Origin of the sequence: Nonomuraea sp. C10, from assembly GCF_008017515.1 — a bacterium.
Classification (GTDB): domain Bacteria; phylum Actinomycetota; class Actinomycetes; order Streptosporangiales; family Streptosporangiaceae; genus Nonomuraea; species Nonomuraea ferruginea.
Genome location: NZ_VPFF01000001.1, coordinates 2945360 through 2971914, shown reverse-complemented (window position 1 = coordinate 2971914; position 26555 = coordinate 2945360). Strand labels below are relative to the sequence as shown.

Genomic DNA, 26555 nt, shown 5'->3' with positions numbered 1-26555 from the left:
GGCGCCGTTCCCGCGGATGGTGCTGGCGCAGGCGGGGGCCGAGATCCGCGGCATGCTGCGCAACGGCGAGCAGCTCCTGCTCACCATGATCATCCCGGTGCTGCTGCTGGTCGGCTTCTCGGTGGCGCCGCTGATCGACGTGGGCGGCGGCAGCCGGGTCGACTTCCTGGCGCCGGGTGTGCTGGCGCTGGCGGTGATGTCGACCGCGTTCACGGGCCAGGCGATCGCGACAGGGTTCGAGCGGCGCTACGGGGTGCTGAAGCGGCTGGGCGCGACCCCGCTGTCCAGGGGCGGGCTGATGCTGGCCAAGACGGTGGCGGTGCTCGCGGTGGAGGCCGTCCAGGTGGTGGTGCTCGTCGCGGTGGCGCTGTCGCTGGGCTGGAGCCCGCAGGGCTCGCCGGTGGCCGCGGTGCTGGGCTGCGCGCTGCTGGTGCTGCTGGGCACCGCCGCCTTCAGCGGGCTGGGGCTGCTCATGGCCGGTCTGCTGCGGGCCGAGGCGACGCTGGCCGCGGCCAACCTGGTCTACCTGCTGCTGCTGGCGGCGGGCGGGGTGGTGTTCCCGCTGGCGAAGTTCCCCGAGTCGGTGCGGCCCGTGCTGGAGCTGCTGCCGATCTCGGCGCTGACGGGCGGCCTGCGCACCGTGCTCGGCGGCGGCGCGCTGCCGGTGGCCGCGGTGGCGGTGCTGGCCGCGTGGGCCGTCGTCTCCCTCGTGCTGGCCGCCAGGACCTTCCGCTGGGAGTGATCATTCGGGGCGGGGCGCGGCGTCCTCCTCGGGGGCGCGCGCGCCGTAACGGCGGCGGCTGACCGCGGCGACCACCGTGAGCGGCGCGGCGACGGCCGCGGCCAGGCCGAACAGCAGCCCGTACGATCCGCTCCCGGCCAGCGGACCGGCCGCCCACGAGGCGACGGCGCTGCCCATGAACAGGCACGACGCGAAGAACGCGACCGTGGTGCCGCGCGCCTGCGGCACCACCGAGGTGGCCCAGGTCTGCAACGACGAGTGCATGAACGACCAGCCTCCCCCGAGCAGCAGCGCGGTCAGCGCGACCGTGCCGAGGTTCGCCTCCACGGCCACGATCGCGTACCCGGCGCACATCTGGGCCCCGCCGATCAGGATGAGCGACCACACCGGCCGGCCTCCCGCCAGCCGCTTGACCACCTGGGAGAACAGGTAGACGCCCAGGCCGTAGGCGGCCGCGGCCAGGCCGGCCAGGGCGGAGGAGACGCCCTGGTGCTGCAGGACCGTGGCCAGGAACGTCAGCATGCCGAGCAGCACCGCGCCCTCGACGAACGCCAGCGCGAACACCAGCAGGGCCCACGGGCGGCGCAGCACCGCGCCGACGTGCCGGCCCAGGCCGCCGATCTCGGCGCGCGGCGGTTCGGGCAGCGTCCGCAGCGCCACGGCGCAGGCCAGCGCGCACACCGCGGGCACGGTGAACGCCGCCCGCCAGCCGGCCAGGTCGCCCAGCACGCCGCCGAGCCCGGTGGCCAGCGCGGTGCCCAGCGCCATCAGGCCCATCAGGTCGGACAGGGCGCGCTGCCGTACCGACACCTGGAACGTGTCCCCCACGTACGTCAGCGACGTGGGGATGACCGCGCCGAAGCAGGCGCCCGCGGCGACCCGGGCGACGATCAGCGCGGGCAGCGCCGGCATGGCCGCCGAGGCCAGGCCCGCGAGCCCGGCGCCGAGCAGGGCCAGCCGCATCACCCGCACCCGCCCGAACCGGTCCGACAGCACCCCCCAGACCGGCTGCGACACCCCGTAGGCGAGGTAGTAGCCGCTGGCCACGGCCACCGCGGTGGCCAGCGGGACCTCCAGCTCGGCCGCGATGAGCACCAGGAGCGGCGTCACGACCAGGCGGTCGAAGCTGCTGACGAACGAGGCGGCGGCGAGCGCGGCCGGCGGCCGGGTGAGGGTGACGGGCGGGGCTGAGGCGCTCATGTGCTCCTGCATCCGGTTGGGGGGATATTGATCAGTAAAACACCCTCTGACAGGAATGTCGGGCGAGGTCGGTACGCTTCAGGGCGTTGTGTCCGATACGAGGAGTTCCGTGCCCGCCTTCACCCTTGACGACCCGGTCGACCGCGGCCTGCCCCGGCCGGGGAACCTGCTGCGCACCGCCGCCGACTCCATCCCGCCGTCCGGGCTGGTGCTGCTGGCGATCTTCTCGGTGCAGCTCGGGGCCGGGTTCGCCAAGCAGCTGTTCACGGCGCTGCCGCCGAGCGCGGTGGTGTTCCTGCGCATCGCCATGGGCGCGCTGATCATCGGCGCGGTGGCGCGGCCGAGGCTGAAGGGCATGGCGTGGCGCGACTGGGCCGTGGGGATCGGGTTCGGCGTGACGCTCGCGCTGATGAACCTGACCTTCTACGAGGCCCTGGCGCGGCTGCCGATGGGGGTCGCGGTCGCCATCGAGTTCCTCGGCCCGCTGGGTGTGGCGGTGGCCGCCTCCCGGCGGCGGCTGGACCTGGTCTGGGTGGGGCTGGCCGGGACCGGGGTGGTGCTGCTCGCGCCCCGGGGCGAGTCGGCGTCGGCGAGCTGGGTGGGCATCGCGTTCGCGCTGGCGGCGGGCGCCTGCTGGGCGGCCTACATCCTGCTGTCGGCGGCGGCCGGGAGCCGCTTCCCCGGCACGACCGGGCTGGCGTTCGCGATGGTGGTCTCGGCCGTGGTCGTCGCGCCGGTGGGGGTCGTCTCCGGCGGGGCCGACCTGCTCCAGCCCGAGCTGCTGATGATCGGGCTGGGCGTGGGGCTGCTGTCGTCGGTGATCCCGTACTCGCTGGAGCTGAACGCACTGCGCCGGATGCCGAAGCACGTGTTCGGCATCCTGATGAGCCTGGAGCCCGCCGCGGCCGCGCTGATCGGCGTGCTGGTGCTCAGCGAGGTGCTGCACGTCCAGCAGTGGGTGGCCGTGGTGTGCATCGTCGCGGCCAGCCTCGGCACCACCAGGGCGGTGCGGCGGCGCTAGCCCTCGCGGGCCGCCCAGATGCCCCTGACGTGCCGGATGTGCTCGCTCATGATGTGCTCGGCGGCTCGCTCGTCGCCGCCCTTGAGCGCGTCGAGCAGCGCGAGGTGCTCCCTGGCGGAGTCGGCCAGCATGCCGCGCTCCGACAGCTGTGACAGGCCGTAGAGGCGGGCGCGGGTGCGCAGGTCCTTGACCACCTCGACCAGGTGGCCGTTGCCGGACAGGCCGAGCAGCTCCAGGTGGAAGCGCAGGTCGGCGTCGACGTAGGCGAGCAGGTCGCCCCGCTGGGCGGCGGCGAGGATCTCCTCGGCGGCCGGGCGGAGCCGCTCGAAGTCGGCGGCCCGGCCGGCGTCGGCCATCCGGGCGACCGTCGGCACCTCGATGAGCTCGCGGATCTCGGTCAGCTCGTCCAGGTCGCGCTCGGACAGCTCGGTCACCCGGAAGCCCTTGTTGCGCACGGCCTCCACCAGGCCCGCCTTGGCCAGGTCGAGCATGGCCTCGCGGACCGGCGTGGCGGAGACGCCGAACTGGGCCGCCAGCACCGGCGCCGAGTAGACCACCCCCGGCCGCATCTCGCCGGTGATCAGCGCCGCCCTGAGCGCCTGCGCCACCTGCTCGCGCAGGCTCTGCCGCTCGCCCACCATCGGCAGGTCGAGCCGGTCCTCGGCAGCCATCGCCCTTCCCTTCGCTCAGGTCTCACCATGCCAGGCTTCGTACGCGGCGGCCGCGACCACCAGGTCCTCCCATGCCATGCCGGTGCCCTTGAACACGCGCGGCCCGGCCCCGGCGGCCACCCGGCCGGCTACCAGGTCGGCGAGGTCGCCGGCGAGATGGTGGGTGGTGATCGTACCGTGGCTGATCGGGATGACGACATCGCCTGCTTCGGCGAGCGCGGCGGTCCTGGCCTCCACGACCACCGTGGAGCGGGCCATCAGGTCTCCGTCGAGCTCCCGCGCGTCCGGCTCGTGCGAGCCGATGGCGACGACGGTGGCGCCGTCGCGGACCAGCCCGCCGGGGAACAGCGGCTCCCTGGCGGTCGTGCAGCAGGCGATGAGATCGGCGCCCCGGACAGCCTCCGCCACCTCGTCCGTCACCCGTGCCGGGGAGCCCGGCTCCTGCGGGCGGGCGGTGAGTGCGGCCGTTTCCAGGCCGAGGGCCGCGCAGCGGGCCGCGAAGGCCTGCACGCGGGCCGGGTCGCGGCCCACGACGGTGACCCGGCGCAGCGGGCGGACCTCGCCGAACGCCAGGACGTGGCCCCACGCCTGCGGGCCGGTGCCGAACACCACCAGGTCGCCCGCGCCGGGGTCGGCCAGGTGGCGGACCGCCAGCGCGGAGACGGCCGGGGTGCGCAGGGAGGTGAGCGCGATGCCGTCCATGGCGGCCAGCGGCGTCAGAGTCTCGCCGTCGTACAGCAGGTAGGTGCCCTGGATGCGGGGCAGCCCGCGGGCGGCGTTGCCGGGCGCGACGGTGGCCGCCTTCACGCCGGCGTAGCGCCCGAAGGCGGCGGGCATGAGCAGGAGCTGCCCGGCGGGCAGCTCGACGACGGGCCGCCGCGGCGTCTCCTCGGGGTCGAGCCCGGCGCGCAGCGCGTCCTCCAGCAGCTGTACGGCACGCGCGGCGGGCACCAGCCTGGCCACGGCGTCCGCGTCGAGGTAGGGCAGTCCGCTCATCGCAGCGTGAACCCGGTGCCGAGCGGGTCGTCGGGGTCGAGCTCGAAGGAGTGCCGCCCGGTGCGATAGGCCATGCCCTCGATCTCGGGGATCACCCCGGCGCCGGTCACGCCGTTCACCCGTGCCATGAACGTCGTGCCGACGACGCTCTCGTGCACGAGCGGGTCGCGCAGCCCGTCCTCGTGCAGCAGCGCCAGCCGGGCGGCGGTGCCCGACCCGCACGGCGACCGGTCGACCTCCCCGTCGGCGAACACCGTCACGTTGCGCTGGCGCGCGTATCCGGGCTCCCCGTCCAGCTCCTCGTGGAAGATGACCCCGTACACGCCGGACAGCCGGTCGTCGCCCGGGTGGCGGGCCGCCGGGTGCCCGGCCAGGTCCGCCTTGATGCGCCGTCCCCAGGCGATCAGCTCGGTCAGGTGCTCCGGCCCGACCTTCAGCCCCACGGCCGCGGCCGGCACCGAGGCGTAGATCGCTCCCCCGTACGCGACGTCGACCTGCACGCCGGCGGCCTCGACGCCGCGCGCGATCACGTACGAGGGGACGTTGACGAAGGTGACGGCGGTGACGCGGCCGCCGGCGCTGCGCACCCGCGCCGTGACGCGGCCGGAGGGCACGTCGATGACCACGTCCGTCTCGCCGTCGGGGGCGGCCTCGACCAGGCCCTCGCGCACGGCGTGCACGCCGAGCGCGATCGTGCCGTGGCCGCACGCGGTGGAGTAGCCGTCCTTGTGCCAGAACAGCACGCCGAGGTGCGCGCCGGGGTCGTCGGGCGGTACGAGGAAGCAGCCGTACATGTCGGCGTGGCCGCGCGGCTCGTGGCAGAGCAGCCTGCGGACGTGGTCGGCGGACGCGGCGTTGGCGCGGCGTTCCAGGACGGTGGCGCCCGGGATGTCGGGGACGCCGCCGGTGACGATCCGGAACGGCTCGCCGGCCGTGTGGTAGTCGACCGTCGTGACGGTTGTCGGGATGGTCGTGGGGATGGTCACAGCTCGAAGCCCTCCGGGAAGGGGTCACGCGGGTCCAGGAAGTACTGGGCGGTGCCGGTGATCCAGGCGCGGCCGGTGATGGACGGCACCACGGCGGTCCTGCCGCCGACGCTGGTCTCCTCCAGCAGCCTGCCCACGAACCGGGTGCCGATGAACGACTCGTTGACGAAGTCGCGGCCGATCGGCAGCTCGCCGCGGGCGTGCAGCTGGGCCATCCGGGCGCTGGTGCCGGTGCCGCACGGCGAGCGGTCGAACCAGCCGGGGTGGATGGCCATGGCGTGCCGCGAGTGGCGGGCGTCGGAGCCGGGGGCGGCGAAGTAGACGTGGTGGCAGCCGCGGATGCGGTCGTCCTCCGGGTGCACCGGCTCGGCGGCGGCGTTGATCGCCTCCATGGTGGCCAGCCCGGCGGCGAGGATCTCGCCGCCGGCCTTGCGGTCGAACGGCAGCCCGTACGCGTCGAGGTCGGCGATGGCGTAGAAGTTGCCGCCGTACGCCAGGTCGTAGCGGATCTCCCCGTACCCGGGGACCTCCACGACGGCGTCGAGCCGGTCGGCGTAGGACGGGACGTTGCGCAGCGTCACGGACATCGCCATGCCGTCCTGGACCGCCACGTCCACCTCCACCAGCCCGGCCGGGACCTCCAGCCGGACGGTGGTGACGGGCTCGGTGACCTCGACCATGCCGGTCTCGACGAGCACGGTGGCCACGCCGATGGTGCCGTGGCCGCACATCGGCAGCAGCCCGGACACCTCGATGAACAGCACGCCCCAGTCGGCGTCGGGCCGGGTGGGCGGCTGCAGGATGGCGCCGCTCATGGCGGCGTGGCCGCGCGGCTCGTTCATCAGCAGCTTGCGCACGTGGTCGAGGTGGTCTCGGAAGTGGACCCGCCGCTCGGCCATGGTGGCGCCGGGGACGACCTCGACGCCGCCGGTGATGACCCGGGTCGGCATGCCCTCGGTGTGCGAGTCGACGGCGTGGAAGACCCGCCTGGTCCTCATCGCAGGCCCTCCGCGAGCGCCTTCTCGGTGACGGCGCGGACGGCCGCCTCCTGCTCGGCGGTGAGCGGCTGCCGGGGCTGGCGGCACGGGCCGCCGCGGCGGCCGGCGAGGTCCATGGAGAGCTTGATGGCCTGGACGAACTCGGTCTTGGAGTCCCAGCGCAGCAGCGCGTGCAGCTGCTTGTAGAGCGGCAGCGCCGTCGCCAGGTCGTGCGCCGTGGCGGCCTGGTAGAGGGCGACGTTGGAGACGGGCAGCGCGTTCGGGTAGCCCGCGATCCAGCCCTTGGCCCCGGCCAGCGCCAGCTCCAGCAGCACGTCGTCGGAGCCGATGAGCAGGTCGAGCCCGGGGGCCAGCTCGGCCAGCTCGTAGGCGCGCCGAGGGTCGCCGGTGAACTCCTTGACCGCCACGATCAGCCCCTCCTCGTGCAGCCTGGCCAGCAGCGCCGGGGTCAGGTCGACCTTGGTGTCGTAGGGGTTGTTGTACGCGACGACGGGCACCCCGGCTCCGGCCACTTCACGATAGTGCGCGAAGACGGCCCGCTCCTCGGCCCGGTAGGCGTTCGGCGGCAGCAGCAGCACCGACCCGCAGCCCAGCTCGGCGGCCTTCTCGGCCCACCGCCGCGACTCGGCCGCGCCGTACGCGCCGACGCCGGCCATCACGCGGTCGCCGCCGACCGCCTCGACGGCGGTCTCCAGGACCCTGGCGCGCTCCTCGGGGGTGAGGGTCTGGTACTCGCCGAGCGAGCCGTTGGGGACGACGCCGTCGCAGCCGCTCTCCACCAGCCAGCGGCAGTGCGCGGCGTAGCCGTCGTAGTCGACGGACAGGTCGTCGTGCAGCGGGAGCGTGGTGGCGACCATGATGCCGTGCCAGGGGCGGGTGCGTTCAGTCATGGGGTTCCTCCAGGGTGAGTTCGGCGAGGGCGGCCAGGGTGACGGGCTGGGCGATGGGGCGGCGGGGCGCGGCCTGGCCGCCGCCGACGAGGCAGGCGACGGGGTAGGCGCAGACGCGTCCCTGGCACCAGCCCATGCCGGCCCGGGACAGCAGCTTGGCGGAGCGCGCGTCGGTGGCCCCCAGCTCGCGCGCCTCGCGGATCCCGGCCAGCGGCACCTCCTCGCACCGGCACACGACCGTGTCGTCCCGCAGCCAGCCGCGCCATCCGTCCTTGACGGGGTAGGCGGCCAGCAGCGCGGCGGCGAACGCGCGCATCCGCGTCCGCCTCCTCAGCAGGACCTCCGGCACGCCGGCGGCGCGTGTCGCCGGGGCGGTCTCGTGGGCTGTCACGATGGACAGGCCCGCGACGCGGCCTTCGAGCTCGGCCAGGTGGCGGCCGCCGACGCCGGTGGGCTCGCCCGCGGCCCAGACGCCGGGGACGGTGGTGCGCTGGGCGGCGTCGACGGAGAGCACCGGGGTGCCGTCGGCGTCCGGGCGGGTGGCGCAGCCGAGCTGGATCCCGAGGTCGAGCTGGGGGACGAACCCGTAGCCGGTGGCGAGCGTGTCGCAGGGGACGCGGCGGGCCGACAGCACGTTCCAGTCGCGGTCCAGGCGGGCGACGGTGACGGCCTCCAGCTCCCGGTCACCGTGGGCGGCCACCACCGCGTGGCGGGTCCGGTACGGGACGCGGCGACGGGCCAGCGCCGCCAGGTATCCGGCGGCCTCGCCGGCCTTGTCCAGGGCGAGCAGGGGGTGCCGGGCCAGGCCGAGCCCGCCGTTGGCCTCGTACACGCCGGGAACCTCGGCCCCCGCCGCGGCCAGGCCCGCCGCGACGGGCAGCAGGAACGGCCCGGTCCCCGCCACCACGACCCGCCTGCCCGCCACCACTCCGTGCCCTTTGAGCAGCGCCTGCGCCCCGCCCGCCGTGAGCACCCCGGGCAGGTCCCACCCGGGGAACGGCAGCGGCCGGTCGTGCGCCCCGGTGGCGATCAGCAGCCGACGGCTCCGGACAGCGGCCCCGCCCAGACAGTGGACGGTGAACCCGTCGTCCTCCCGGGTGACGGCCCACACCTGCCGTCGCGTCATGACGTCGGCGCGGTCCTCCAGGGCCCGCACCTGGCGGGCGAACCGCTCGAAGCCCTTGGTCGCGGGCTCGTCCGGTACGTCCCGGTGCCGGAAATACTGGCCCCCGGGCCGTACCCCGGAGTCGACGAGCGCCACCCGCAGCCCCCGCTGCGCCGCCGTCAGCGCCCCCGCCACCCCGGCGGGCCCGCCGCCGACGACGGCGAGATCGTAGACGGTCATGAGGTGGTCACCTCGTCCCCCGGACGGGCCTCGGCCAGGCAGGCGCGCTCCACGGGCCCGCCGTTGACGCTGATCAGGCAGTCGAAGCAGATCCCGATCCCGCAGAAGAGACCCCGCGGCCGGCCGCCCACGCGGGTGGTGCGCCAGGCGCGGATGCCCGCCGCGTGCAGGGCCGCGCCGATCGTCTGGCCGGGCCGCGCCGGCACGGGCCGCCCGTCGACGGTGATCTCGAAGGTCAACGGTCCTCCCCGGAGCGGAAGCGGTCAGGACGGAACGGCCACAGGTCCAGGTCGGGCCGTCGGCCGGTGAGCACCTGGGCGAGCAGGTGGCCGGTGGCGGGCGCCAGGCCGATGCCGGCGCCCTCGTGGCCGCAGGCGTGGTGCAGCCCGGGCGCGCGCGGGTCGGCGCCGATCACGGGCAGGTGGTCGGGGCAGTACGGGCGGAACCCGCAGTAGGACCGGATGGCGCGCACCTCACGCAGCGCCGGGAACAGGGCGACGGCCTGGGCCGCCAGCCGCGACAGCACCGGCAGCGAGGTGGTCCGGTCGAACCCGACCCGCTCCCTGCTGGCCCCGATGAGCACGGTGCCCGCCGGGGTGCCCTCGACGACGGCCGAGGTCTCCAGCCCGGCGGAGTCGCTGGCGACGTTGGTGACGTACGCGGCGGTGTAGACCTTGTGCCGGATGAGCGGCCGGGGCAGCGGTTCGGTGACGAGGATGAATCCGCGCCTGGGCAGAATGGGCAGCGTCACCCCGGCGCGGGCGGCCAGCTCGCCGCCCCAGGTGCCGGCGGCGTTGACCACGGCCCCGGCCAGCATGTCGCCCTCGCTGGTGCGCACGCCGGTGACGCGGTCGCCGGAGCGGGTGAAGCCGGTGACGGTGACGCCGAGCCGCACCTTCAGCGCGCCGCGGCCGAAGCTGTCGGCGCCGTGCCGGAGCAGCTGGGCGGCGGCCAGCATGGGCTGGACCTGCGCGTCCTGCGGGTAGTGGACGCCGCCGGCCAGCCCGCCGGCCAGCTCGGGCTCCAGCGTGCGCAGCCTGTCCGCGGGCACGACCTCGTGCGGCACGTCCTGCTCGGCGGCCAGTTCCACCAGCCGTTCCTGGACCTCGGGCGTCTCGGCGACGACCAGGCCGCCCTTGGGCTCGTACTCGAAGCCGCCACCCGTCGCGGCCAGCTCCCGCCACAGGCGGCTGGACAGCAGGGCGAGCTCCAGCTCGGGGCCTGGCTCCTTGTCGGAGACGAGCACGTTGCCCTCGCCCGCCCCGGTGGTGCCGCCGGCCACGGGGCCGCGGTCGAGGACGGTCACGTCGAGCCCGGCGCGGGCGGCGTAGTAGGCGCACGCGGCTCCGACGACCCCCGCGCCGACCACGATGACGTCGGACATCGCCCACCTCCCTTCAGTAATATGTCACATACGCCGGAGGTTGAAAAGGCGGTGAAAGGACCGGCCCATGGGGCCCGTACCATCGATGACGTGAAGCTACCCACGGACCATCACTCCCCCCTCGTACGGCGCCTGTTCTCCTTCTGGGCGCCGACACCCGCGACCATGCGGGGCTGGGCGCTGGCTTCCGTGGTGGTCAACGCCGGCATCACCGTGAGCGGCGCGGTGGTGCGCGTCACCGGCTCGGGCCTGGGCTGCCCGACCTGGCCGCGCTGCACCCCCGACAGCTTCGTCCCGGTCGCGCACCCCGAGGTCGACCCCCTCAACATGGCCATCGAGTTCGGCAACCGGCTGGTGACGTTCCTGGTGCTGGTGGTGGGCCTGGCCTGCGTCGTCGCGGCGATGCGGCTGTCGCCGCGGCGCGAGTCGCTGGTTCGGCTGGCCTGGCTGCAGCCGGTGGGCATCGCCGCGCAGGCGCTGTGGGGCGGCGTGGTGGTCGGCACCATGCTCAACCCGATCACGGTGAGCATGCACTTCCTGCTGTCGATCGGCCTGACCGCCGCCTGCTGGGCGCTCTACGCGCGCGCCGGCGAGGGTGACGCGCCGGCCCGCCCGGTGGTCCACCGCGACCTCCGGCGGCTCGGGCAGGTCCTGGTGGCGGCGGTGTTCGTGCTGGTGGTCGCGGGCGTGGTGGTGACGGGTACGGGGCCGCACTCGGGTGACGTGGTGGCCTCGCGGTTCGGCTTCGACATCGAGACCGTGGCGCGGCTGCACGCCGACGTCGCCTACCTGGTGGTCGGGCTCACGTTCGCGCTGGCGTTCGCGCTGCGCGTGACCGGCGCGCCCCTGCGGGCCCGCCGGGCGGCGTGGACGCTCCTGGCGGTGGAACTGCTGCAGGGCGTGATCGGCTACGTCCAGTACTTCCTGGGCGTGCCCGCCGCCCTGGTGACGCTGCACGTGCTCGGCTCGACCCTGGTGTGGATCTGCGCGCTCCGGGTGGTCACCGCGCTGCGCACGCACGACCCGCTGGACGAGCCCGCCGCCCGGCCCGTCGCCGAGGCCGCCGCCCCCGCCTGATCGGGCCCCGGCCACTCCCCCACCCGGTCGTCCTCCGCGACCCGTGCCTGTCTGTCAGGCTTTGGGGTGAGAAGTCCGCCACTCCCCCACCGCCGTGAGGCGCCTTTCGCGGCATTCGTCCGCCCCTCTCGGAACTCAGCCGGGCGCGTAACCGGCCGTGCCGGCGGGCGCGGGCGGCACCGGGAACTCGGCGCGGGCGGTGCTCATGCACTCCAGCAGGGCCCGCTGCTCCTCGTGGAAGGTCTGCTCGTCCACCATGCGCCGGGCGGCGCGCTCGTGCAGCAGCCCCAGCTCGGTCGCGGCGAGCTGGTAGTCGCTCATCGCGCGCAGCCCTTTCCTGCCGCCGTACATGCGGGCCCACTGGCGGGCGTGCCTGCGCCGGGGCAGCGCCGACAGCATGTGGATGTCGTCCCTGGTCACCAGCTTGGTCGGCTCGTACGGGGGCAGGTAGAGCTGGATGAGCGCGACGATGCGGCGCCGGTCGCGGACCACGACGCCGATCAGCACCACGAGCACCACCATCAGCACCAGGTAGGCGACGACCAGCCCGGGGAAGCCGCCGTACGAGACGAGCCCGTTCCAGAGGCCGTGCAGGATCATCGCGCCCGACCAGCCGGCCATGATGGAGAAGGTCCGCTCCGGCCCGTGCCGCTGCGCCGCGAAGGCGACCGCCACCCCGATCATCGAGGTGAACAGCGGATGCGCGAACGGCGACAGGATGCCGCGCAGCACCACGGTGACGGCCAGCCCCACCCCGCCGGCCTCGGAGTTGAGCGCGGCCAGGTAGTAGCTGACGTTCTCGCTCATGGCGAAGCCGAGCCCGACCATGCTGGCGTAGATGATGCCGTCGGTGAGCCCGTCGAGCTCGAACCTGCGGAAGCGCAGCATCCCGAGCAGGACGAGCCCTTTCATCGTCTCCTCGACGACGGGGGCGCCGAAGGTGGCCGCGATGTTGCGGGCGCTGGCCTCCGACAGGTTGACGGTGTCCATGATGTAGTGCAGGTTGAGCGAGTTGACCACGCCCGCGACCAGCACGGCCACGCCCGCCCCCCAGGCGAAGGCGAAGATCAGGTTGCTGCGCGGCTCCGGCTCCATCCGGTCGAGCGCGAGCACGGCGGCCAGCAGCAGCGGCACCGGCGCCAGAGCCAGGGCCAGCGCGATGAAGAACTGCACCGGCTCGCCGTTGAGCACGTCGAAGGAGAACGACACGAGCGTGCAGATGCCGGTGAGGACCAGCCCGATGATCAACGCTGACGACGGGCGGTCCTTGAACACCCAGCGTGGATCATGGGACGGCATACGGTGACTGTAACCGATCAGGAATGTGATGTCCTACCTGCGATTCGGTTACAGGCGGCAAGGGATCAGGACAGCAGCGGGTCGATGGCGACGGCCAGGAACAGCAGCGCCAGGTAGGCGTTCGACCAGTGGAAGAACCGCATCGGCCGCAGGTCCACCCCGGTCTTGCCGGCGTTGAGCCGGGTCAGCAGGGCGTGCACCTCCCACAGGCACAGCGCGCCCAGCACGGCGGCCACCGCCGGGTAGAACAGCGTGGTGCCGGCGACCGGCCACAGGGCCAGCGAGCACAGCACGGTCGCCCAGGTGTAGGCGATCGACTCCAGGATCACCCGGCGCTCGGTGGCGACCACGGGCAGCATCGGGACCTTGGCCGCCGCGTAGTCCTCCTTGTAGCGCATGGCCAGGGTCCAGGTGTGCGGCGGCGTCCAGAAGAACACCACGCCGAAGAGCACCAGCGGCGCCCAGTCGAGCCGCTCGGTGATGCCCGCCCAGCCGATCAGCACCGGCATGCAGCCCGCGATGCCGCCCCACACGATGTTCTGCGCGGTGCGCCGCTTGAGGATCAGCGAGTAGACCAGCACGTAGTAGAGGATCGCGGCGGTCGACAGCGCGGCCGCGAGCCAGTTGGTCGTCAGCCACAGCCCCGCGGTGGACAGCACGCCCAGCACGATGCCGAAGACCAGCGCGGCCCGCGGCGACACCTGGTGCCTGGCCAGCGGCCGGCGCCGGGTGCGGCGCATCTTCTGGTCGATGTCGCGGTCGATGTAGCAGTTGAGCGCGTTGGCGCTGCCCGCCGAGAGCGTGCCGAACACCATGACCGACACCGCCGTCCACAGCGGCGGCAGGCCGCCGGCCGCCAGGAACATCACGGGCAGCGTCGAGATCAGCAGCAGCTCGATGACGCGCGGCTTGGTGAGGGCTACGTAGGCCATGACGACCTCACCGATCGACCGCGGCGCGGGATGCGCCGGGGTGGTCTCCCGGTGGCCGGGGGCGTCGTGCGGCCTGCTCGCCTGCCTGTTCGTCAGCACCGTCAAGGCGCTTCCAGCACGTGCGGAGTCAACGCGTAACCTCGGATTGAAGCGGATTCGTGAGGGCAGCCGGGGCGTCCCTGGGAACAAGCAAACTGTAGTCGCAGGGATGGGCGGTCCGGCCAAGGGGGTGCGTGGGCCTGTTCACGGACACGCTCGGGTGGATAGGGAATCGATGGCCGTCTCCACTCGGTTAGGGTCCCGTGTGGGCGGGATTTTGCCAACAGGCACCATCAGCAGACGAATAGATTCCGGAGATCGAGCTTGAGCACCGAACTCGTGCCAGCCCTTGAGTGGACCGACCTCGACAAGCAGGCCGTCGACGTGGTCCGAGCGCTGGCGATGGACGCAGTGGAGAAGGCGGGCTCGGGACACCCAGGCACCGCGATGAGTCTGGCTCCCGCCGCATACCTGCTCTTCCAGCGTGCGATGCGGCACGACCCGACCGACCCCAACTGGATCGGCCGCGACCGCTTCGTGCTCTCCGCCGGGCACACCAGCCTGACGCTGTACATCCAGCTCTACCTGTCGGGCTACGGGCTCACGCTGGACGACCTGCGGCGGCTGCGCCAGTGGGACAGCCTCACGCCCGGTCACCCGGAGCACGGCCACACCGCCGGCGTGGAGACCACGACGGGCCCGCTGGGCCAGGGCCTGGGCAACGCCGTGGGCATGGCGATGGCGGCCCGCCGCGAGCGCGGCCTGTTCGACCCGGACGCCGAGCCGGGCCGGTCGCCGTTCGACCACCACATCTGGTGCGTCGTCAGCGACGGCGACATCGAGGAGGGCATCAGCCACGAGGCCAGCTCGCTCGCCGGCCACCAGAAGCTGGGCAACCTCATCGTCATCTGGGACGACAACCGCATCTCCATCGAGGACGACACCCTCATCGCCAAGTCCGAGGACGTGGTCAAGCGCTACGAGGCCTACGGCTGGCACACCCTGAGCGTCGACTGGACCCAGTCCGGCGACTACGCCGAGGACGTGCAGGCGCTGCACGAGGCGCTGGAGGCGGCCAAGGCCGAGACCGACCGTCCCTCGTTCGTCCGGCTGCGCACGATCATCGGCTGGCCCTCACCCAACAAGCAGAACACCGGCAAGATCCACGGCTCGGCGCTCGGCGCCGAGGAGGTCGCCGCCACCAAGCAGGTGCTCGGCATGGACCCCGCCAAGACCTTCGACGTGCCCGCCGAGGTGCTCCAGCACGCCCGCGAGGTGGCCGCCCGCGGCCGTCACGAGCACGCCGAGTGGGAGCACGGCTACCGGCGCTGGCGCTCGGCCCACCCGGAGCGGGCCGCGGAGCTCGACCGCATCTCCCACCGTGAGCTGCCCGCCGGCTGGGCGGGCGCGCTGCCGTCGTTCGACGTGGGCGGCTCGATCTCCACCCGCAAGGCCTCCGGCGAGGTGCTGAGCGCGCTCGCGCCGGTGCTGCCCGAGCTGTGGGGCGGCTCGGCCGACCTGGCCGAGTCCAACAACACCACGATGAAGGGCGAGCCGTCCTTCATCCCCGAGGAGTTCCAGACCAAGGAGTTCCCCGGCAACCGCTACGGCCGCACGCTCCACTTCGGCATCCGCGAGCACGCCATGGGCGCCATTCTCAACGGCATCGCGTTGCACGGCGGCACCCGCCCCTACGGCGGCACGTTCCTGGTGTTCTCCGACTACATGCGCCCGTCGGTGCGGCTGGCCGCGCTGATGAAGCTGCCGGTCGTGTACGTGTGGACGCACGACTCCATCGGCCTGGGCGAGGACGGCCCGACCCACCAGCCGATCGAGCACCTGTGGTCGCTGCGCGCCATCCCCGGCCTGGACGTGGTGCGCCCGGCCGACGCCAACGAGACGGCCGCGGCCTGGAAGGCGGTGCTGGAACACACCGACCGGCCCGCGGCGCTCGCACTGACCCGGCAGAACCTGCCGGTCCTGGAGGGCACCAGCGCCGACGGCGTGGCCCACGGCGGCTACGTCCTGCGCGAGGCCTCCGACGGCCAGCCCAAGGTCATCCTCATCGCGACCGGCAGCGAGGTGGAGATCGCGATCCACGGCCGCGAGCTGCTGGAGTCGCAGGGCATTCCGGCACGGGTCGTGTCGATGCCGTGTGTCGAGTGGTTCAAGGGGCAGGACTCCGCATACAGGCAGACCGTCCTGCCGTCGTCGATCCGGGCTCGGGTCGCGGTCGAGGCGGGCATCGCCCTCGGCTGGCACGAGTTCGTCGGAGAGTGCGGCGAGGTCGTGAGCCTCGAACACTTCGGCGCCTCCGCGCCGTACAGGACGTTGTACGAGCAGTTCGGGCTGACGGCGGAGCGTGTGGCCGCGGCGGCCAGGGCGTCCCTGGCCAAGCTGGGCCAGGACAAGGGCGAGACGACGGGAAACTGAGTGACATGAGCGAGATCCTGAAGAAGCTGTCGGGCCAGGGCGTGGCCATCTGGCTCGACGACATCAGCCGCGAGCGCCTGCGCACGGGCAACCTGGAGCAGCTGATCCGCGAGAAGAACGTCGTCGGGGTGACGTCCAACCCGACGATCTTCGCCAGCGCGCTGAGCAAGGGCGACGCGTACGACACGCAGATGCACGACCTGGCGGTGCGCGGCGTCGACATCGGCGAGGCGGTGCGCGCCATCACCACCTACGACATCCGGTGGGCCGCCGACGTGCTGCGCCCGGTCTACGACTCCACGTCGGGCGTCGACGGCCGGGTGTCGCTGGAGGTCGACCCGCGTCTGGCGCGCGACACCGAGAAGACGGTCGCCGAGGCGAGGGCGCTGTGGTGGCTGGTCGACCGGCCCAACCTGTTCATCAAGATCCCGGCGACCCTCGAAGGCCTGCCGGCGATCACGCAGGCGATCGGCGAGGGCATCAGCGTCAACGTCACGCTGATCTTCTCCCTGGAACGCTACCGCGCCGTGATGGACGCCTGGCTGGCCGGTCTGGAGGCCGCCCAGGCCAAGGGGCTCAACCTAGCGACGATCGAGTCGGTGGCGTCGTTCTTCGTCAGCCGCGTCGACACCGAGATCGACGGCCGGCTCGACAAGCTCGGCAGGCCCGAGCTGAAGGGCAAGGCCGCCGTCGCCAACGCGCGCCTGGCCTACGCCGCGTTCGAGGAGATCATGAACACCGACCGCTGGCAGCGCCTGCGCGCCGCCGGCGCCCGGCCGCAGCGCCCGCTGTGGGCCTCGACCGGCGTCAAGAACCCCGACTACGCCGACACCATGTACGTCGACCAGCTGGTGGCGCCCGGCACGGTCAACACCATGCCGGAGAAGACGCTCGACGCGACCGCCGACCACGGCGACGTCGGCGGTGACAGTGTGCGTCCCTTCTACGAGCAGGCCTGGAACACCATGGCCGAGCTCAAGGACGCCGGCATCGACTACGACGACGTGGTGCGGGTGCTGGAGGATGAGGGTGTGCAGAAGTTCGAGGCGTCCTGGAACGAACTGCTCGACAGCGTACGCAAGAACCTGGTCCCCTAGACCGCCGGCGCCGCGGCGAGGAGCCCGGCTCCTCCGCCGCGGCGCACCCGCACAGGAGGTTTGAGATGAGTGACCCGGCAGGGCCCCCGGAGGAGGCGCTCGCGGTCGCGGCCGCCGTCGCCGGCACCTCGACGACGATCGAGGTGGCGGCCGCCAACCCGCTGCGCGACCCGCGTGACAAGCGGCTGCCGCGGGTGGCGGGCCCGTGTGTGATGGTGCTGTTCGGCGTGACGGGTGACCTGGCCAAACGCAAGCTGCTGCCGGCCATCTACGACCTGGGCAACCGGGGGCTGCTGCCGCCCGGTTTCTCGCTGGTCGGGTTCGCCCGGCGTGATTGGCAGGACCAGGATTTCGCCCAGCTGACGCATGACGCGGTCAAGACGCACGCCCGGACCCCGTTCCGTGAGGAGGTCTGGCGGCAGCTGCGCGAGGGCATCCATTTCGTGCCGGGCGAGTTCTCCGACGACGGCGCGTTCGACGCGCTGGCGATGGCGCTGCGGGAGATCGACGAGCTGCGCGGCACGGGCGGCAACTACGCGTTCTACCTCTCGGTGCCGCCGAAGTTCTTCCCCGTGGTGGTGGAGCAGCTCAAGCGGACGGGGCTGGCGCAGGCGCCCGACGGCTCGTGGCGGCGGGTGGTGATCGAGAAGCCGTTCGGCCACGACCTGAAGTCGGCGCACGAGCTGAACGAGATCACCACGTCGGCCTTCCCGGAGAGCTCGATCTTCCGGATCGACCACTACCTGGGCAAGGAGACCGTCCAGAACATCATGGCGCTGCGGTTCGCCAACAACCTGTACGAACCGATCTGGAACCGCAGCTTCGTCGACCACGTGCAGATCACGATGGCCGAGGACATCGGCATCGGCGGCCGGGCCGGCTACTACGACGGCATCGGCGCGGCCCGCGACGTGATCCAGAACCACCTGCTGCAGCTGCTGGCGCTGGTGGCGATGGAGGATCCGACCTCCTTCGACGCCAAGGCGCTGCGCCGCGAGAAGGAGAAGGTGCTCAGGGCCGTGCGGCTGCCGTCCGACCTGGCGCTCAACACGGCGCGCGGCCAGTACGCCGCGGGCTGGCAGGGCGGCCAGAAGGTGGCCGGCTACCTCCAGGAGGACGGCATCTCGTCCGACTCGATGACCGAGACGTACGCCGCGGTCAAGCTGGAGATCGCCAACCGGCGCTGGGCCGGCGTGCCGTTCTACCTGCGCACCGGCAAGCGGCTGGGCCGCCGGGTGACCGAGGTGGCGGTGGTGTTCCAGCGGGCTCCGCACCTGCCGTTCAGCAAGGACGACACCGAGATATTGGGGCAGAACGCGCTGGTGGTGCGGGTGCAGCCGGACGAGGGCATCACGGTGCGGTTCGGCTCGAAGGTGCCGGGCACCGCGATGGAGGTGCGCGACGTGTCCATGGACTTCGCCTACGGCGAGTCGTTCCTGGAGACGTCGCCCGAGGCGTACGAGCGGCTGCTGCTCGACGTGATGATCGGCGACCCGCCGCTCTTCCCGCACCAGCGCGAGGTGGAGCTGTCGTGGACGATCCTCGACCCGATCGAGGAGTTCTGGGCCACCCAGGGGCAGCCGGAGCCCTACCCCTCCGGGTCGTGGGGGCCGCCGTCGGCCGACGAGATGATGGCCCGCGACGGGCGCGTGTGGAGGAGGCTCTAGTGACAGGCGTTGGACGCGGCACGAGACCGGCGCGGGAGGCGTCGTGACTACCTTCATGCTGGCCGACACGACGGCGGGGAAGATCTCCAGCCAGCTCACGCAGTTGCGCCACCAGATGGGCGCGCCCGCGGTCGGCATGGTGCTGACGCTGGTGGTGGTGTGCGAGGAGCGCGACCAGTACGACTCGGTGCGCGCGGCCACGGAGGCGGCGCGCGAGCACCCGTCCCGCATCATCGTGGTGATCAACAGGGAGACCGAGGAGGCCAACCGGCTCGACGCCGAGCTGCGCATCGGCGAGTCCGCGCCGGGCGAGACGGTGGTGCTGCGGCTGTACGGGGAGCTGACCGACCACGCCGACTCGGTGGTGAGCCCGCTGCTGCTGCCCGACACGCCGGTGGTCGCCTGGTGGCCCGGCCGGGCGCCCGACGTGCCGTCGGAGGACTCGATCGGGACGCTCGCCCAGCGGCGGCTCACCGACGCCAGGTCCGCCCCCGACGGGGTCGCCGCCCTGGTGGCCAGGGCCAAGGGCTACTCGGCCGGCGACACCGACCTGGCGTGGGCGCGGCTGACGCCGTGGCGCAGCCTGCTGGCGGCCGCGTTCGACCAGCCGGTGGGCAAGGTGTACGGCGGGCAGGTGGCGGCCTCCGCCGACAACCCGAGCGCGCCGCTGCTGGCCGCCTGGCTGGGGGAGCGGCTCGACGTGCCGGTCGGCACCGCCGAGTCCGACGGGCCCGGGCTCACCGAGGTGCGGCTCACGCTCGACGACGGCGAGCTGTCGGTGACGCGCGACGACGCCCGGGTGGCCACCCTGTCGCGTCCCGGCCAGCCCGACCGGAACGTCGCCCTGACCCGGCGCCACCTGTCCGAACTCCTCGCCGAGGAGCTGCGCCGGCTCGACTCCGACGAGACGTACGAGCTGGCCGTCAAGCGCCTGGCCCGGACGTACGCACACTAAGGTGATACGGGTGAGCGTTCCCACTGTTGTCGTGCACCGCGACGCCGACGTGCTGGCCAAGGCCGTGGCCGCGCGGATCATCACCCGGCTGGTCGACGCGCAGTCCGCGAAGGGCTCCGCGTCCTTGGTGCTGACCGGCGGCACCGTCGGCATCGCCACGCTGGCCGCCATCCGCGACACCCCCGCCAGAGACGCCGTCGACTGGCGGCGTCTCGACATCTGGTGGGGCGACGAGCGGTTCCTGCCCTCGGGCGACCCCGAGCGCAACGAGACGGGCGCCCGGCAGGCGCTGCTCGACCACGTCGACGTCGACCCGTCGCGGGTCCGTGTGATGGCCGGGCCCGACTCGGGCCTGTCGGCGGAGGAGTCGGCCGACGCCTACGCCACCGAGCTGGCCAAGGCCGCCCGGCCCGAGGACCACGGGCCGGCGCCCAGCTTCGACGTGATGCTGCTGGGCATGGGCCCCGACGCGCACGTAGCGTCGCTGTTCCCCGGGATGCCGGCGCTCTACGACACCCGCCCCGCGGTGGCGGTGCACGGCGCCCCGAAGCCGCCGCCGACCCGGATCACGCTGACGCTGCCGGTGATCCAGGGCTCGCGCGAGGTGTGGGTGGTGGCGGCCGGCGAGGAGAAGTCCGGCGCCGTCCGCCTGGCCCTGGAGGAGTCCGGCCCGGTGCAGGTCCCGGCGGCGGGCGCGCGCGCCCGCGGCCGCACCCTGTTCCTGCTGGACCGCGCGGCGGCCAGCAAGATCCCGCCCGGCCTGGGCCGCATCGCCTCTCCCTGACCCTCCGTCCTCCGGGCCGCCGCCGGCGTTCGCCGAGGGCGGCCCTCGTCATGTCCGCGCCGTCATCGAGATCGCCAGCGGCACGACCGCCCACGCGGCGAGCGCCGCGACGGGTTTCCTGCTCAAGGACACCCCGCCCGCCGACCTGCTCCGGGGCATCGGGGTGGTCGCGGCGGGCGAGTCCCTCCTGGCTCCGACCGTCCCCCGGCGCACACCCCGCCCGGCGCCGGCGATGAAAGTTTCATCCCTCCGGCCCGGCCGGGCACGCCCCTCCCGTCTCCCCCCGGCACCGCTGCCGACCTGCGCCGACCCGTGGTTCATGACGGCCGGCGAGGCGTGGCGCGACCGGCTGTGAGCGGCGCCGGAGCCGGGGGTTCTTTCCGTGATCCCGGTGCTGTGCTTGAGTCGGCAGCATTCGGAAAGCGCTTACCGGGAGTTGGACGATGCGCCTCAGAACGCTCCTCGCTTGCGCCGGCCTCGTGGCCGGCACCCTCGCGGCGGTGTCGCCCGCGCACGCCGCCTCCACCCGGTACGAGGCCGAATCCGCACCGGCGGTCTGCACCGGCGCCATCGAGTCCAACTGGGCCGGCTACTCCGGCAGCGGCTTCTGCAACGGCGCCAACGCCGCCGGCGCCCACGCCCAGTTCACCGTGACCGCCGGGGCCGGCGGCACCGCCACGCTCCGGATCCGCTTCGCCAACGGGACCACGAGCTCCCGGCCGGCCGGGCTGACCGTGAACGGCGCCGCGGCGGGGACCCTGTCCTTCGAGGGCACCGGCGCCTGGTCCACGTGGCAGACCGCGACCGTGACCGTCCCCGTGAACTCCGGCGCCAACACCGTCCGGCTGAGCCCGACGACCTCCGCGGGCCTGCCCAACCTGGACTACCTGGACTCCGAGACCGGCGGCGAGCAGCCGGCGACCACCCTCTACGTGGCGACGAACGGCGACGACACCGGCCCCGGGACCCTGGCCTCGCCGCTGCGCACGATCCAGCGGGCGGTGGACCTGGCGCAGCCCGGTCACACGATCCTCATCCGGGGTGGCACGTACGCGCCGGGCACGAACATCCGGATCCTCAAGGACGGCACTCCCGCGCAGCCGATCACCATGACCGCCCACGACGGCGAGCGGGTGATCATCGACGGCGAGAACATGCCCCACACGCCGGGCGCGGTCGGCTCCAGCATCCCGCGCGCCGAGCGCGGCGCCGTCCACATCGAGGGCGACCACTGGCGGCTGGCCGGGCTGGAGATCGTCAACGGCCCGTACGGGATCTTCGGCCTGGACGCCAGCGGCAACGTCTTCGACCGCCTGGTCACCAGGGACAACTACGAGTCGGGCCTGCACCTGCAGGGCGCGTCGAGCGGCAACCTGATCGTCGACCTCGACAGCCACGGCAACCGCGACCCGCGCAAGAACGGCGAGAGCGCCGACGGGGTCGCGATCAAGGAAGGGTCCGGCAGCGGCAACGTGATCCGCGGCGCCCGGCTGTGGAACAACTCCGACGACGGCCTGGACTTCTGGATGTTCCTCGGGCAGGTCACCGTGGAGTCGTCCGTGGCCTGGGGCAACGGGTTCAACCGGTGGAACCTGCCTGACTACACCGGCGACGGCAACGGCTTCAAGCTCGGCGGCGGCGACCCGGACCCGGCGGTCGGCCATGCCGTGCGCAACTCCATGGCCTTCGACAACGCGGTGCACGGCTTCACCGACAACGGCAATCCCGGCCGGTTGGTGACCGACCGCAGCACCGCCTGGCGCAACGGCGGCACCGGCTTCGACTACGCCGACTCCGTCTCCGTCCTGACCAGGAACCTGTCGGTGGCGAACCGGACGCAGGCCGCGCCGGGCTCGTCGTCGAGCTCCGGCAACTCCTGGGACCTCGGCGGCACGTGGACGCTCGCGAGCACCGACAGCGGCACGATCACCGGCCCGCGCGCCGCGGACGGCTCGATCCGCTCCTCGTCCTTCCTGCGGCCCGCCAACGGCGCGGACGTCGGCGCCCGCCTCTGACCGAAACAGCGAGACCAGCCTGAGAAGAGAGGTAGGACAAGGATGAGACGAGCAGGCGCATGGCGGCTCCCGGCCGCGCTGTCCACGGCGGCCCTGGTGGCCGCGCTGGGTGTGGCCTTACCGGCACTGAACGCCACGGCGGCCGTCGGCAGCGCCACCGGCTACGCGACCGCCAACGGCGGCACCACCGGCGGTGCGGGCGGGCAGACGGTGCGGGCCACCACGGGCACCGCCATCCACGCGGCCCTGTGCAACCGGGCCAGCAGCAGCACCCCGATCACCATCGAGGTCGAAGGCACCATCAACCACGGCAACACCTCCAAGGTGTCGGGCGGAAGCTGCAACACCGCCGCCGGTGTGATCGAGCTCAAGCAGATCAGCAACGTCACGATCATCGGGGTCGGCAACGGCGCCGTCTTCGACCAGCTCGGCATCCACATCCGCGAGGCCAGCAACATCATCATCCAGAACGTGACCGTACGGAACGTCAAGAAGTCGGGCTCGCCCACCTCCAACGGCGGCGACGCCATCGGGATGGAGAGCGACGTACGCAACGTCTGGGTCGACCACGTCACCCTGGAGGCCTCGGGCGGCGAGTCGGAGGGGTTCGACGGCCTCTTCGACATGAAGGACAACACCCAGTACGTGACGCTGTCGTACAGCATCCTGCGCAACTCCGGCCGCGGCGGGCTCATCGGGTCCAGTGAGAGCGACCGTTCGAACGGCTTCGTCACCTTCCACCACAACCTGTACGAGAATATCGACTCCCGTACGCCCCTGCTGCGCGGCGGCATCGCGCACATCTACAACAACTCGTACGTGAGCCTCCACGAGTCCGGCATCAACTCCCGGGCCGGAGGGCGGGCCAAGGTGGAGAACAACTACTTCAGGAACTCCAAGGACGTCCTGGGCACCTTCTACACCAGCGAGGCCGGCTACTGGCAGGTCGCCGGCAACATCTTCGACAACGTGACCTGGTCCAGCCGCAGCGGCGACAACAACCCGGCCGGGCCCAACCCGCAGTCCAACACCAGCGTCAGCGTCCCGTACTCCTACAGCATGGACGGCGCCTCGTGCGTGCCGAACGTCGTCTCCCAGACGGCGGGCGCCAACAAGGGCCTGCGGGTGTCGAACGGCAGCTGCACGCCGCAGACACCGGGGCCGACCCCCACGAACAGCCCCACCCCGACGGTCAGCCCGACGCCGACGACCACGCCGACGGGCGGCGGGACCAACCTCAGCATCGGGGCCGGCGCCGACGGCTCCAGCAAGGCCTCCGGGACGAGCTACGGCAACGTGATCGACGGCAACGCGGGCACCCACTGGTCGCCGAGCGGCTCGACCGGTGACATCTCGGTCAAGTGGGGTTCGGCGAAGACGGTGTCCAGGGTCGTCATCCGTGAGGCGTCGGGCTCCTCGATCGGGTCCTGGCAGCTCGTCAACCACGACAATTCCGCCGTGCTGGCATCCGGCAGCGGGGCGGGCGCCATCACCTTCACCCCCACCACGCTGAAGAAGATCACCTTCCGGATCACCGGTTCGTCCGGCACACCGAGGGTCGCCGAGTTCGAGACCTACAGCGGCTAGCACCTGAGCGAGGGCGGGGCCACCGGGCGGCCCCGCCCTTTCGGCCGGTTCGGGGGACGTGGAAGCCTGCCAGCCGGAAGGGCCGTGGCCGCCCTGGCCGGGGAGCGGGACTCTCACCGCCCCCCCGCGGGCTTGCGGTAGGTGACGAGCTTGTCGTCCTTCCCCGGGTACGCCATGATCAGCAGCCGCTGGGTGCCCCTCTCCTCGCCCTTCCACGGGAACCAGGCGTGGTGGACGCGGATGCGGTAGCGGCCCCGGCGGCCGCCGGGCGACAGGTCGGGCAGTACGATGCCGGCCAGGACGTCATGGAACACCAGCTCGCCGTCCGTGCTGGTGTAGCCGGCCTCGGTGACGTGGTCCCAGCCCTTCGTCTCCACCGGCGGGCGGCGGGAGTACGTCTCCAGGGTGACGCAGAGGTGGTACTCGGAGTCCACCGACACCGTCAGGTGCCCGGGACCGGACTCGACCAGGTCGTCGTGCCGGCCGCCGCCGGAATCGCCGGTGCTCGCCGTGTCCCGCATCTCCAGTCCGGTCTCCGGCCACACCGGGTCATCGAGCCGGACCGCCTTGACGGGCTCGATGAGCGGACGGTGGCGCGGGGTGGCGGCGCACTTGGCCCGCTCCTCGCCCTGGAACGCGGCGAACTCCTGGTCGTCCGCCTCCCGCTCGGTCTTGACCTTCGCCGCGGCGGCGGGGCAGATGTCGTCGATCGCCCAGTACAGGTCCCGGACCCGCAGTCCTTCCACGGACTCGACCCGGGCCAGCTCGCGCGGGTCGTCACGGGTGTAGACACCGCACAGGCTCCGGCCGTAGGCGAGCAGCGCCTGGTCGGGCATGGTGGCGGGGATGTCCAGGACCTGGCCGGTGCGTACCTCGCAGATGAACGCGCGCTCGCCCGTGAGCGGCGCGGGCTCCACCCCCGTCTGCCGGCGGTCCGGTGGTGAACAGTCGGCGGCGGTGGTGACCGTGCCCAGCGACCGGTCGGCGGCCGGGACGAAGATCAGCGCCACGGCCGTGGCGAGCGCCATCGCGAACACCCGGCGCCCCCGCCGGGCGGCGGGCGGGGCCGCGTACAGGAGGAACAGGACGAGGGCGGAGACCGCGAGCGCCGCGCTGTACCAGAGCGGCGAGAGGCCGAACACGAGCTGACCGTCCAGGCCCCCGCCGAACTGCCCGTCCGGGTAGACGGCGAGCCGCTCCTCGGCCATCTCGGGAACGACCTGCCAGTCCTCCTCCGGCCGCGCCGTGAGCGCCGTCACGACGCCCGCCGCGGCGGCGAGGAGCAGGAACAGGATCGTGCCGGTCAGCAGCCGCCTGCTCCTGCGGATGACGGCCACCAGGACGAGCACGGCCGGGGCGCCCACCCCGACGAGCACGTCCACGGCGACCCAGGCCAGGCCCGCCGGGTAACTGGAGTACTCGCGGAAGAACATGTCCACCGCGCCCCTGGGGCCGATCCAGAAGGGCATCCCCTGGGCGAGGTTGACGGCGGCCGGGACCGACGGCAGCACCACGGCCACGGCGGCGAGCGGCCACGGGCGCACCGCCGCCCGCTCGCCCCGGCGCGTGGACGGCTCCGGTGGCGGCCCGGCCAGTTCGTGGGCCGTCCGCGCCATCCAGATCAGCTCGAAGACGCTCAGGATGGTGCGGACCATGAGGATCACCGTGCCGTGGTCCGCGATGCCGCCGAACCCGACGATCATGAACGATCGGGACGACAGCGACGCCAGCACCGCCGCGACCATGCCCGCCCGCACGGTGTCCCGGCTCCAGCGCCCGTCCCGGGCCTGCCCGATCAGCACCGGCACCACCCACAGCAGGTGGAGCACGTTGCCCAGCCGCGGCAGGTCCCAGTACTGCCCCAGGCCGTAGGCGACGATGGCGACCAGGTCCACGGCGGTGTCGGCCAGGCCCGCCACGAGTGCCACGATCCGCAGCCACCGGGGGACGGATCCGGCGAGGACCACGAAGAACAGCCAGACGATGGCGAACTGGGTCAACGTGCCGGGCAGTTCGAGCCACCACTGGTACGGGATCGGCGCCTCGTACGCCAGGGCGCAGGCAAGGCTCACGTACAGCGCGGCCCGCAGCAGCCGCACCGGCCGCGCCAGGACAGGCGCCTCGCCGGCCCGCCGCCCGCGCAGGATCTGCCACAGGGCCCAGCCGGTCAGGATCCCGCCCCCGGCCAGGATGACCTCCACCCACCAGGTGTAGGGCACCATGTCCGTGTCCCAGCCGTGCACGACGAGCGCCCGCAGCACGGCGGCGTCGCCGGTGACCAGCGCGAAGACGCCGGCGACCACGGCGGCGCCCCCGAAGGCGACGGCGATCGGGGCGGCGATCCAGCCGAAACGGTAACGGCGCACGGGACATCTCCCGAGAAGGGGAACGGGTGAACGAAAGGCGACCAACGCTAGCGAGCCGTCCTGAGAACGAT

At 72.9% G+C, this 26555-nt stretch carries 22 protein-coding genes; 10 read left to right on the top strand and 12 right to left on the bottom strand.

Features of this window, described 5'->3' with window-relative positions; genetic code table 11:
* The first annotated feature begins 16 nt into the window (after nucleotides 1-16).
* Nucleotides 17-742 (top strand): ABC transporter permease, encoded by a 726-nt coding sequence (locus FR742_RS13525; RefSeq protein ID WP_148034523.1) that lies wholly within the window; start codon nucleotides 17-19, stop codon nucleotides 740-742.
* On the opposite strand, the gene FR742_RS13520 is transcribed toward FR742_RS13525, so the two are convergent.
* Nucleotides 743-1942, bottom strand: coding sequence for an MFS transporter (locus FR742_RS13520; protein ID WP_222708920.1), 1200 nt, complete (start codon nucleotides 1940-1942; stop codon nucleotides 743-745).
* A 109-nt stretch (nucleotides 1943-2051) separates the two neighbouring features.
* On the opposite strand from FR742_RS13520, the gene FR742_RS13515 reads away from it, so the two are divergent.
* Nucleotides 2052-2963, top strand: coding sequence for a DMT family transporter (locus FR742_RS13515; protein WP_261808507.1), 912 nt, complete (start codon nucleotides 2052-2054; stop codon nucleotides 2961-2963).
* On the opposite strand, the gene FR742_RS13510 is transcribed toward FR742_RS13515, so the two are convergent.
* The 8 genes from FR742_RS13510 to FR742_RS13475 are packed head-to-tail and all read right to left on the bottom strand — an operon-like array spanning nucleotide 2960 to nucleotide 10233.
* Entirely contained in the window at nucleotides 2960-3634 is a 675-nt protein-coding gene (locus FR742_RS13510) for a GntR family transcriptional regulator (protein WP_148031291.1), read from the bottom strand. The two genes, FR742_RS13515 and FR742_RS13510, sit on opposite strands and share 4 nt — an antisense overlap.
* Nucleotides 3635-3649: 15 nt before the next feature.
* Nucleotides 3650-4630: an ornithine cyclodeaminase family protein gene (locus tag FR742_RS13505; protein WP_148031290.1), complete on the bottom strand. Its 981-nt coding sequence runs from the start codon at nucleotides 4628-4630 to the stop codon at nucleotides 3650-3652.
* Nucleotides 4627-5616 (bottom strand): proline racemase family protein, encoded by a 990-nt coding sequence (locus FR742_RS13500; RefSeq protein WP_261808506.1) that lies wholly within the window; start codon nucleotides 5614-5616, stop codon nucleotides 4627-4629. Before FR742_RS13500 ends, FR742_RS13505 begins: the two co-directional genes overlap by 4 nt.
* Nucleotides 5613-6614 (bottom strand): proline racemase family protein, encoded by a 1002-nt coding sequence (locus FR742_RS13495; protein ID WP_148031289.1) that lies wholly within the window; start codon nucleotides 6612-6614, stop codon nucleotides 5613-5615. Before FR742_RS13495 ends, FR742_RS13500 begins: the two co-directional genes overlap by 4 nt.
* The gene (locus FR742_RS13490) at nucleotides 6611-7504 is read right to left on the bottom strand and encodes a dihydrodipicolinate synthase family protein (RefSeq protein ID WP_148031288.1); all 894 of its coding nucleotides are present in this window, start codon (nucleotides 7502-7504) and stop codon (nucleotides 6611-6613) included. Before FR742_RS13490 ends, FR742_RS13495 begins: the two co-directional genes overlap by 4 nt.
* Nucleotides 7497-8849, bottom strand: a complete 1353-nt coding sequence (locus FR742_RS13485; protein WP_148031287.1) for an NAD(P)/FAD-dependent oxidoreductase — start codon at nucleotides 8847-8849, stop codon at nucleotides 7497-7499. Before FR742_RS13485 ends, FR742_RS13490 begins: the two co-directional genes overlap by 8 nt.
* Nucleotides 8846-9088 (bottom strand): (2Fe-2S)-binding protein, encoded by a 243-nt coding sequence (locus FR742_RS13480; RefSeq protein ID WP_148031286.1) that lies wholly within the window; start codon nucleotides 9086-9088, stop codon nucleotides 8846-8848. The genes FR742_RS13485 and FR742_RS13480 overlap by 4 nt, the downstream gene beginning before the upstream one ends.
* A complete protein-coding gene (locus FR742_RS13475) occupies nucleotides 9085-10233 on the bottom strand; it encodes an FAD-binding oxidoreductase (protein WP_148031285.1) in 1149 nt (382 codons plus the stop codon). Before FR742_RS13475 ends, FR742_RS13480 begins: the two co-directional genes overlap by 4 nt.
* A gap of 90 nt (nucleotides 10234-10323) precedes the next feature.
* On the opposite strand from FR742_RS13475, the gene FR742_RS13470 reads away from it, so the two are divergent.
* Entirely contained in the window at nucleotides 10324-11310 is a 987-nt protein-coding gene (locus FR742_RS13470; RefSeq protein ID WP_261808505.1) for a heme A synthase, read from the top strand.
* A 135-nt stretch (nucleotides 11311-11445) separates the two neighbouring features.
* On the opposite strand, the gene FR742_RS13465 is transcribed toward FR742_RS13470, so the two are convergent.
* Nucleotides 11446-12609, bottom strand: a complete 1164-nt coding sequence (locus tag FR742_RS13465) for a PrsW family intramembrane metalloprotease (RefSeq protein ID WP_148031283.1) — start codon at nucleotides 12607-12609, stop codon at nucleotides 11446-11448.
* A 65-nt stretch (nucleotides 12610-12674) separates the two neighbouring features.
* Nucleotides 12675-13646, bottom strand: coding sequence for a heme o synthase (locus tag FR742_RS13460; protein WP_246640638.1), 972 nt, complete (start codon nucleotides 13644-13646; stop codon nucleotides 12675-12677).
* 336 nt (nucleotides 13647-13982) lie between these two features.
* On the opposite strand from FR742_RS13460, the gene tkt reads away from it, so the two are divergent.
* The 7 genes from tkt (at nucleotide 13983) to FR742_RS13420 (ending at nucleotide 24118) form a co-directional block, all read left to right on the top strand.
* On the top strand, nucleotides 13983-16013 hold the full coding sequence (tkt, locus tag FR742_RS13455; protein WP_261808859.1) for a transketolase: 2031 nt from the start codon (nucleotides 13983-13985) through the stop codon (nucleotides 16011-16013).
* A gap of 5 nt (nucleotides 16014-16018) precedes the next feature.
* Nucleotides 16019-17110 carry a transaldolase gene (gene tal, locus FR742_RS13450; RefSeq protein ID WP_148031281.1) on the top strand — a complete coding sequence of 364 codons (1092 nt, stop codon included), beginning with the start codon at nucleotides 16019-16021 and terminating at the stop codon, nucleotides 17108-17110.
* A 65-nt stretch (nucleotides 17111-17175) separates the two neighbouring features.
* Nucleotides 17176-18777: a glucose-6-phosphate dehydrogenase gene (gene zwf, locus FR742_RS13445; RefSeq protein WP_246640637.1), complete on the top strand. Its 1602-nt coding sequence runs from the start codon at nucleotides 17176-17178 to the stop codon at nucleotides 18775-18777.
* A gap of 43 nt (nucleotides 18778-18820) precedes the next feature.
* The gene (locus FR742_RS13440) at nucleotides 18821-19732 is read left to right on the top strand and encodes a glucose-6-phosphate dehydrogenase assembly protein OpcA (RefSeq protein WP_396989222.1); all 912 of its coding nucleotides are present in this window, start codon (nucleotides 18821-18823) and stop codon (nucleotides 19730-19732) included.
* 10 nt (nucleotides 19733-19742) lie between these two features.
* The gene (pgl, locus tag FR742_RS13435; protein ID WP_148031280.1) at nucleotides 19743-20516 is read left to right on the top strand and encodes a 6-phosphogluconolactonase; all 774 of its coding nucleotides are present in this window, start codon (nucleotides 19743-19745) and stop codon (nucleotides 20514-20516) included.
* A 443-nt stretch (nucleotides 20517-20959) separates the two neighbouring features.
* The gene (locus FR742_RS13425) at nucleotides 20960-22531 is read left to right on the top strand and encodes a right-handed parallel beta-helix repeat-containing protein (RefSeq protein WP_148031279.1); all 1572 of its coding nucleotides are present in this window, start codon (nucleotides 20960-20962) and stop codon (nucleotides 22529-22531) included.
* Nucleotides 22532-22573: 42 nt separating this feature from the next.
* Entirely contained in the window at nucleotides 22574-24118 is a 1545-nt protein-coding gene (locus tag FR742_RS13420; RefSeq protein ID WP_148031278.1) for a polysaccharide lyase family 1 protein, read from the top strand.
* Between the two features lie 113 nt (nucleotides 24119-24231).
* On the opposite strand, the gene FR742_RS13415 is transcribed toward FR742_RS13420, so the two are convergent.
* Nucleotides 24232-26484, bottom strand: coding sequence for a hypothetical protein (locus FR742_RS13415; RefSeq protein WP_148031277.1), 2253 nt, complete (start codon nucleotides 26482-26484; stop codon nucleotides 24232-24234).
* Nucleotides 26485-26555: the final 71 nt, after the last annotated feature.

Coding starts and splice junctions, on each gene's coding strand:
- FR742_RS13510 (WP_148031291.1), bottom strand. CDS start 3,634: ATGGCTGCCGAGGACCGGCTCGACCTGCCGATGGTGGGCGAGCGGCAG.
- FR742_RS13485 (WP_148031287.1), bottom strand. CDS start 8,849: ATGACCGTCTACGATCTCGCCGTCGTCGGCGGCGGGCCCGCCGGGGTG.
- FR742_RS13505 (WP_148031290.1), bottom strand. CDS start 4,630: ATGAGCGGACTGCCCTACCTCGACGCGGACGCCGTGGCCAGGCTGGTG.
- FR742_RS13425 (WP_148031279.1), top strand. CDS start 20,960: ATGCGCCTCAGAACGCTCCTCGCTTGCGCCGGCCTCGTGGCCGGCACC.
- FR742_RS13495 (WP_148031289.1), bottom strand. CDS start 6,614: ATGAGGACCAGGCGGGTCTTCCACGCCGTCGACTCGCACACCGAGGGC.
- FR742_RS13525 (WP_148034523.1), top strand. CDS start 17: ATGGTGCTGGCGCAGGCGGGGGCCGAGATCCGCGGCATGCTGCGCAAC.
- tkt (WP_261808859.1), top strand. CDS start 13,983: ATGGACGCAGTGGAGAAGGCGGGCTCGGGACACCCAGGCACCGCGATG.
- FR742_RS13520 (WP_222708920.1), bottom strand. CDS start 1,942: ATGAGCGCCTCAGCCCCGCCCGTCACCCTCACCCGGCCGCCGGCCGCG.
- FR742_RS13465 (WP_148031283.1), bottom strand. CDS start 12,609: ATGCCGTCCCATGATCCACGCTGGGTGTTCAAGGACCGCCCGTCGTCA.
- tal (WP_148031281.1), top strand. CDS start 16,019: ATGAGCGAGATCCTGAAGAAGCTGTCGGGCCAGGGCGTGGCCATCTGG.
- FR742_RS13420 (WP_148031278.1), top strand. CDS start 22,574: ATGAGACGAGCAGGCGCATGGCGGCTCCCGGCCGCGCTGTCCACGGCG.
- FR742_RS13490 (WP_148031288.1), bottom strand. CDS start 7,504: ATGACTGAACGCACCCGCCCCTGGCACGGCATCATGGTCGCCACCACG.
- zwf (WP_246640637.1), top strand. CDS start 17,176: ATGAGTGACCCGGCAGGGCCCCCGGAGGAGGCGCTCGCGGTCGCGGCC.
- FR742_RS13475 (WP_148031285.1), bottom strand. CDS start 10,233: ATGTCCGACGTCATCGTGGTCGGCGCGGGGGTCGTCGGAGCCGCGTGC.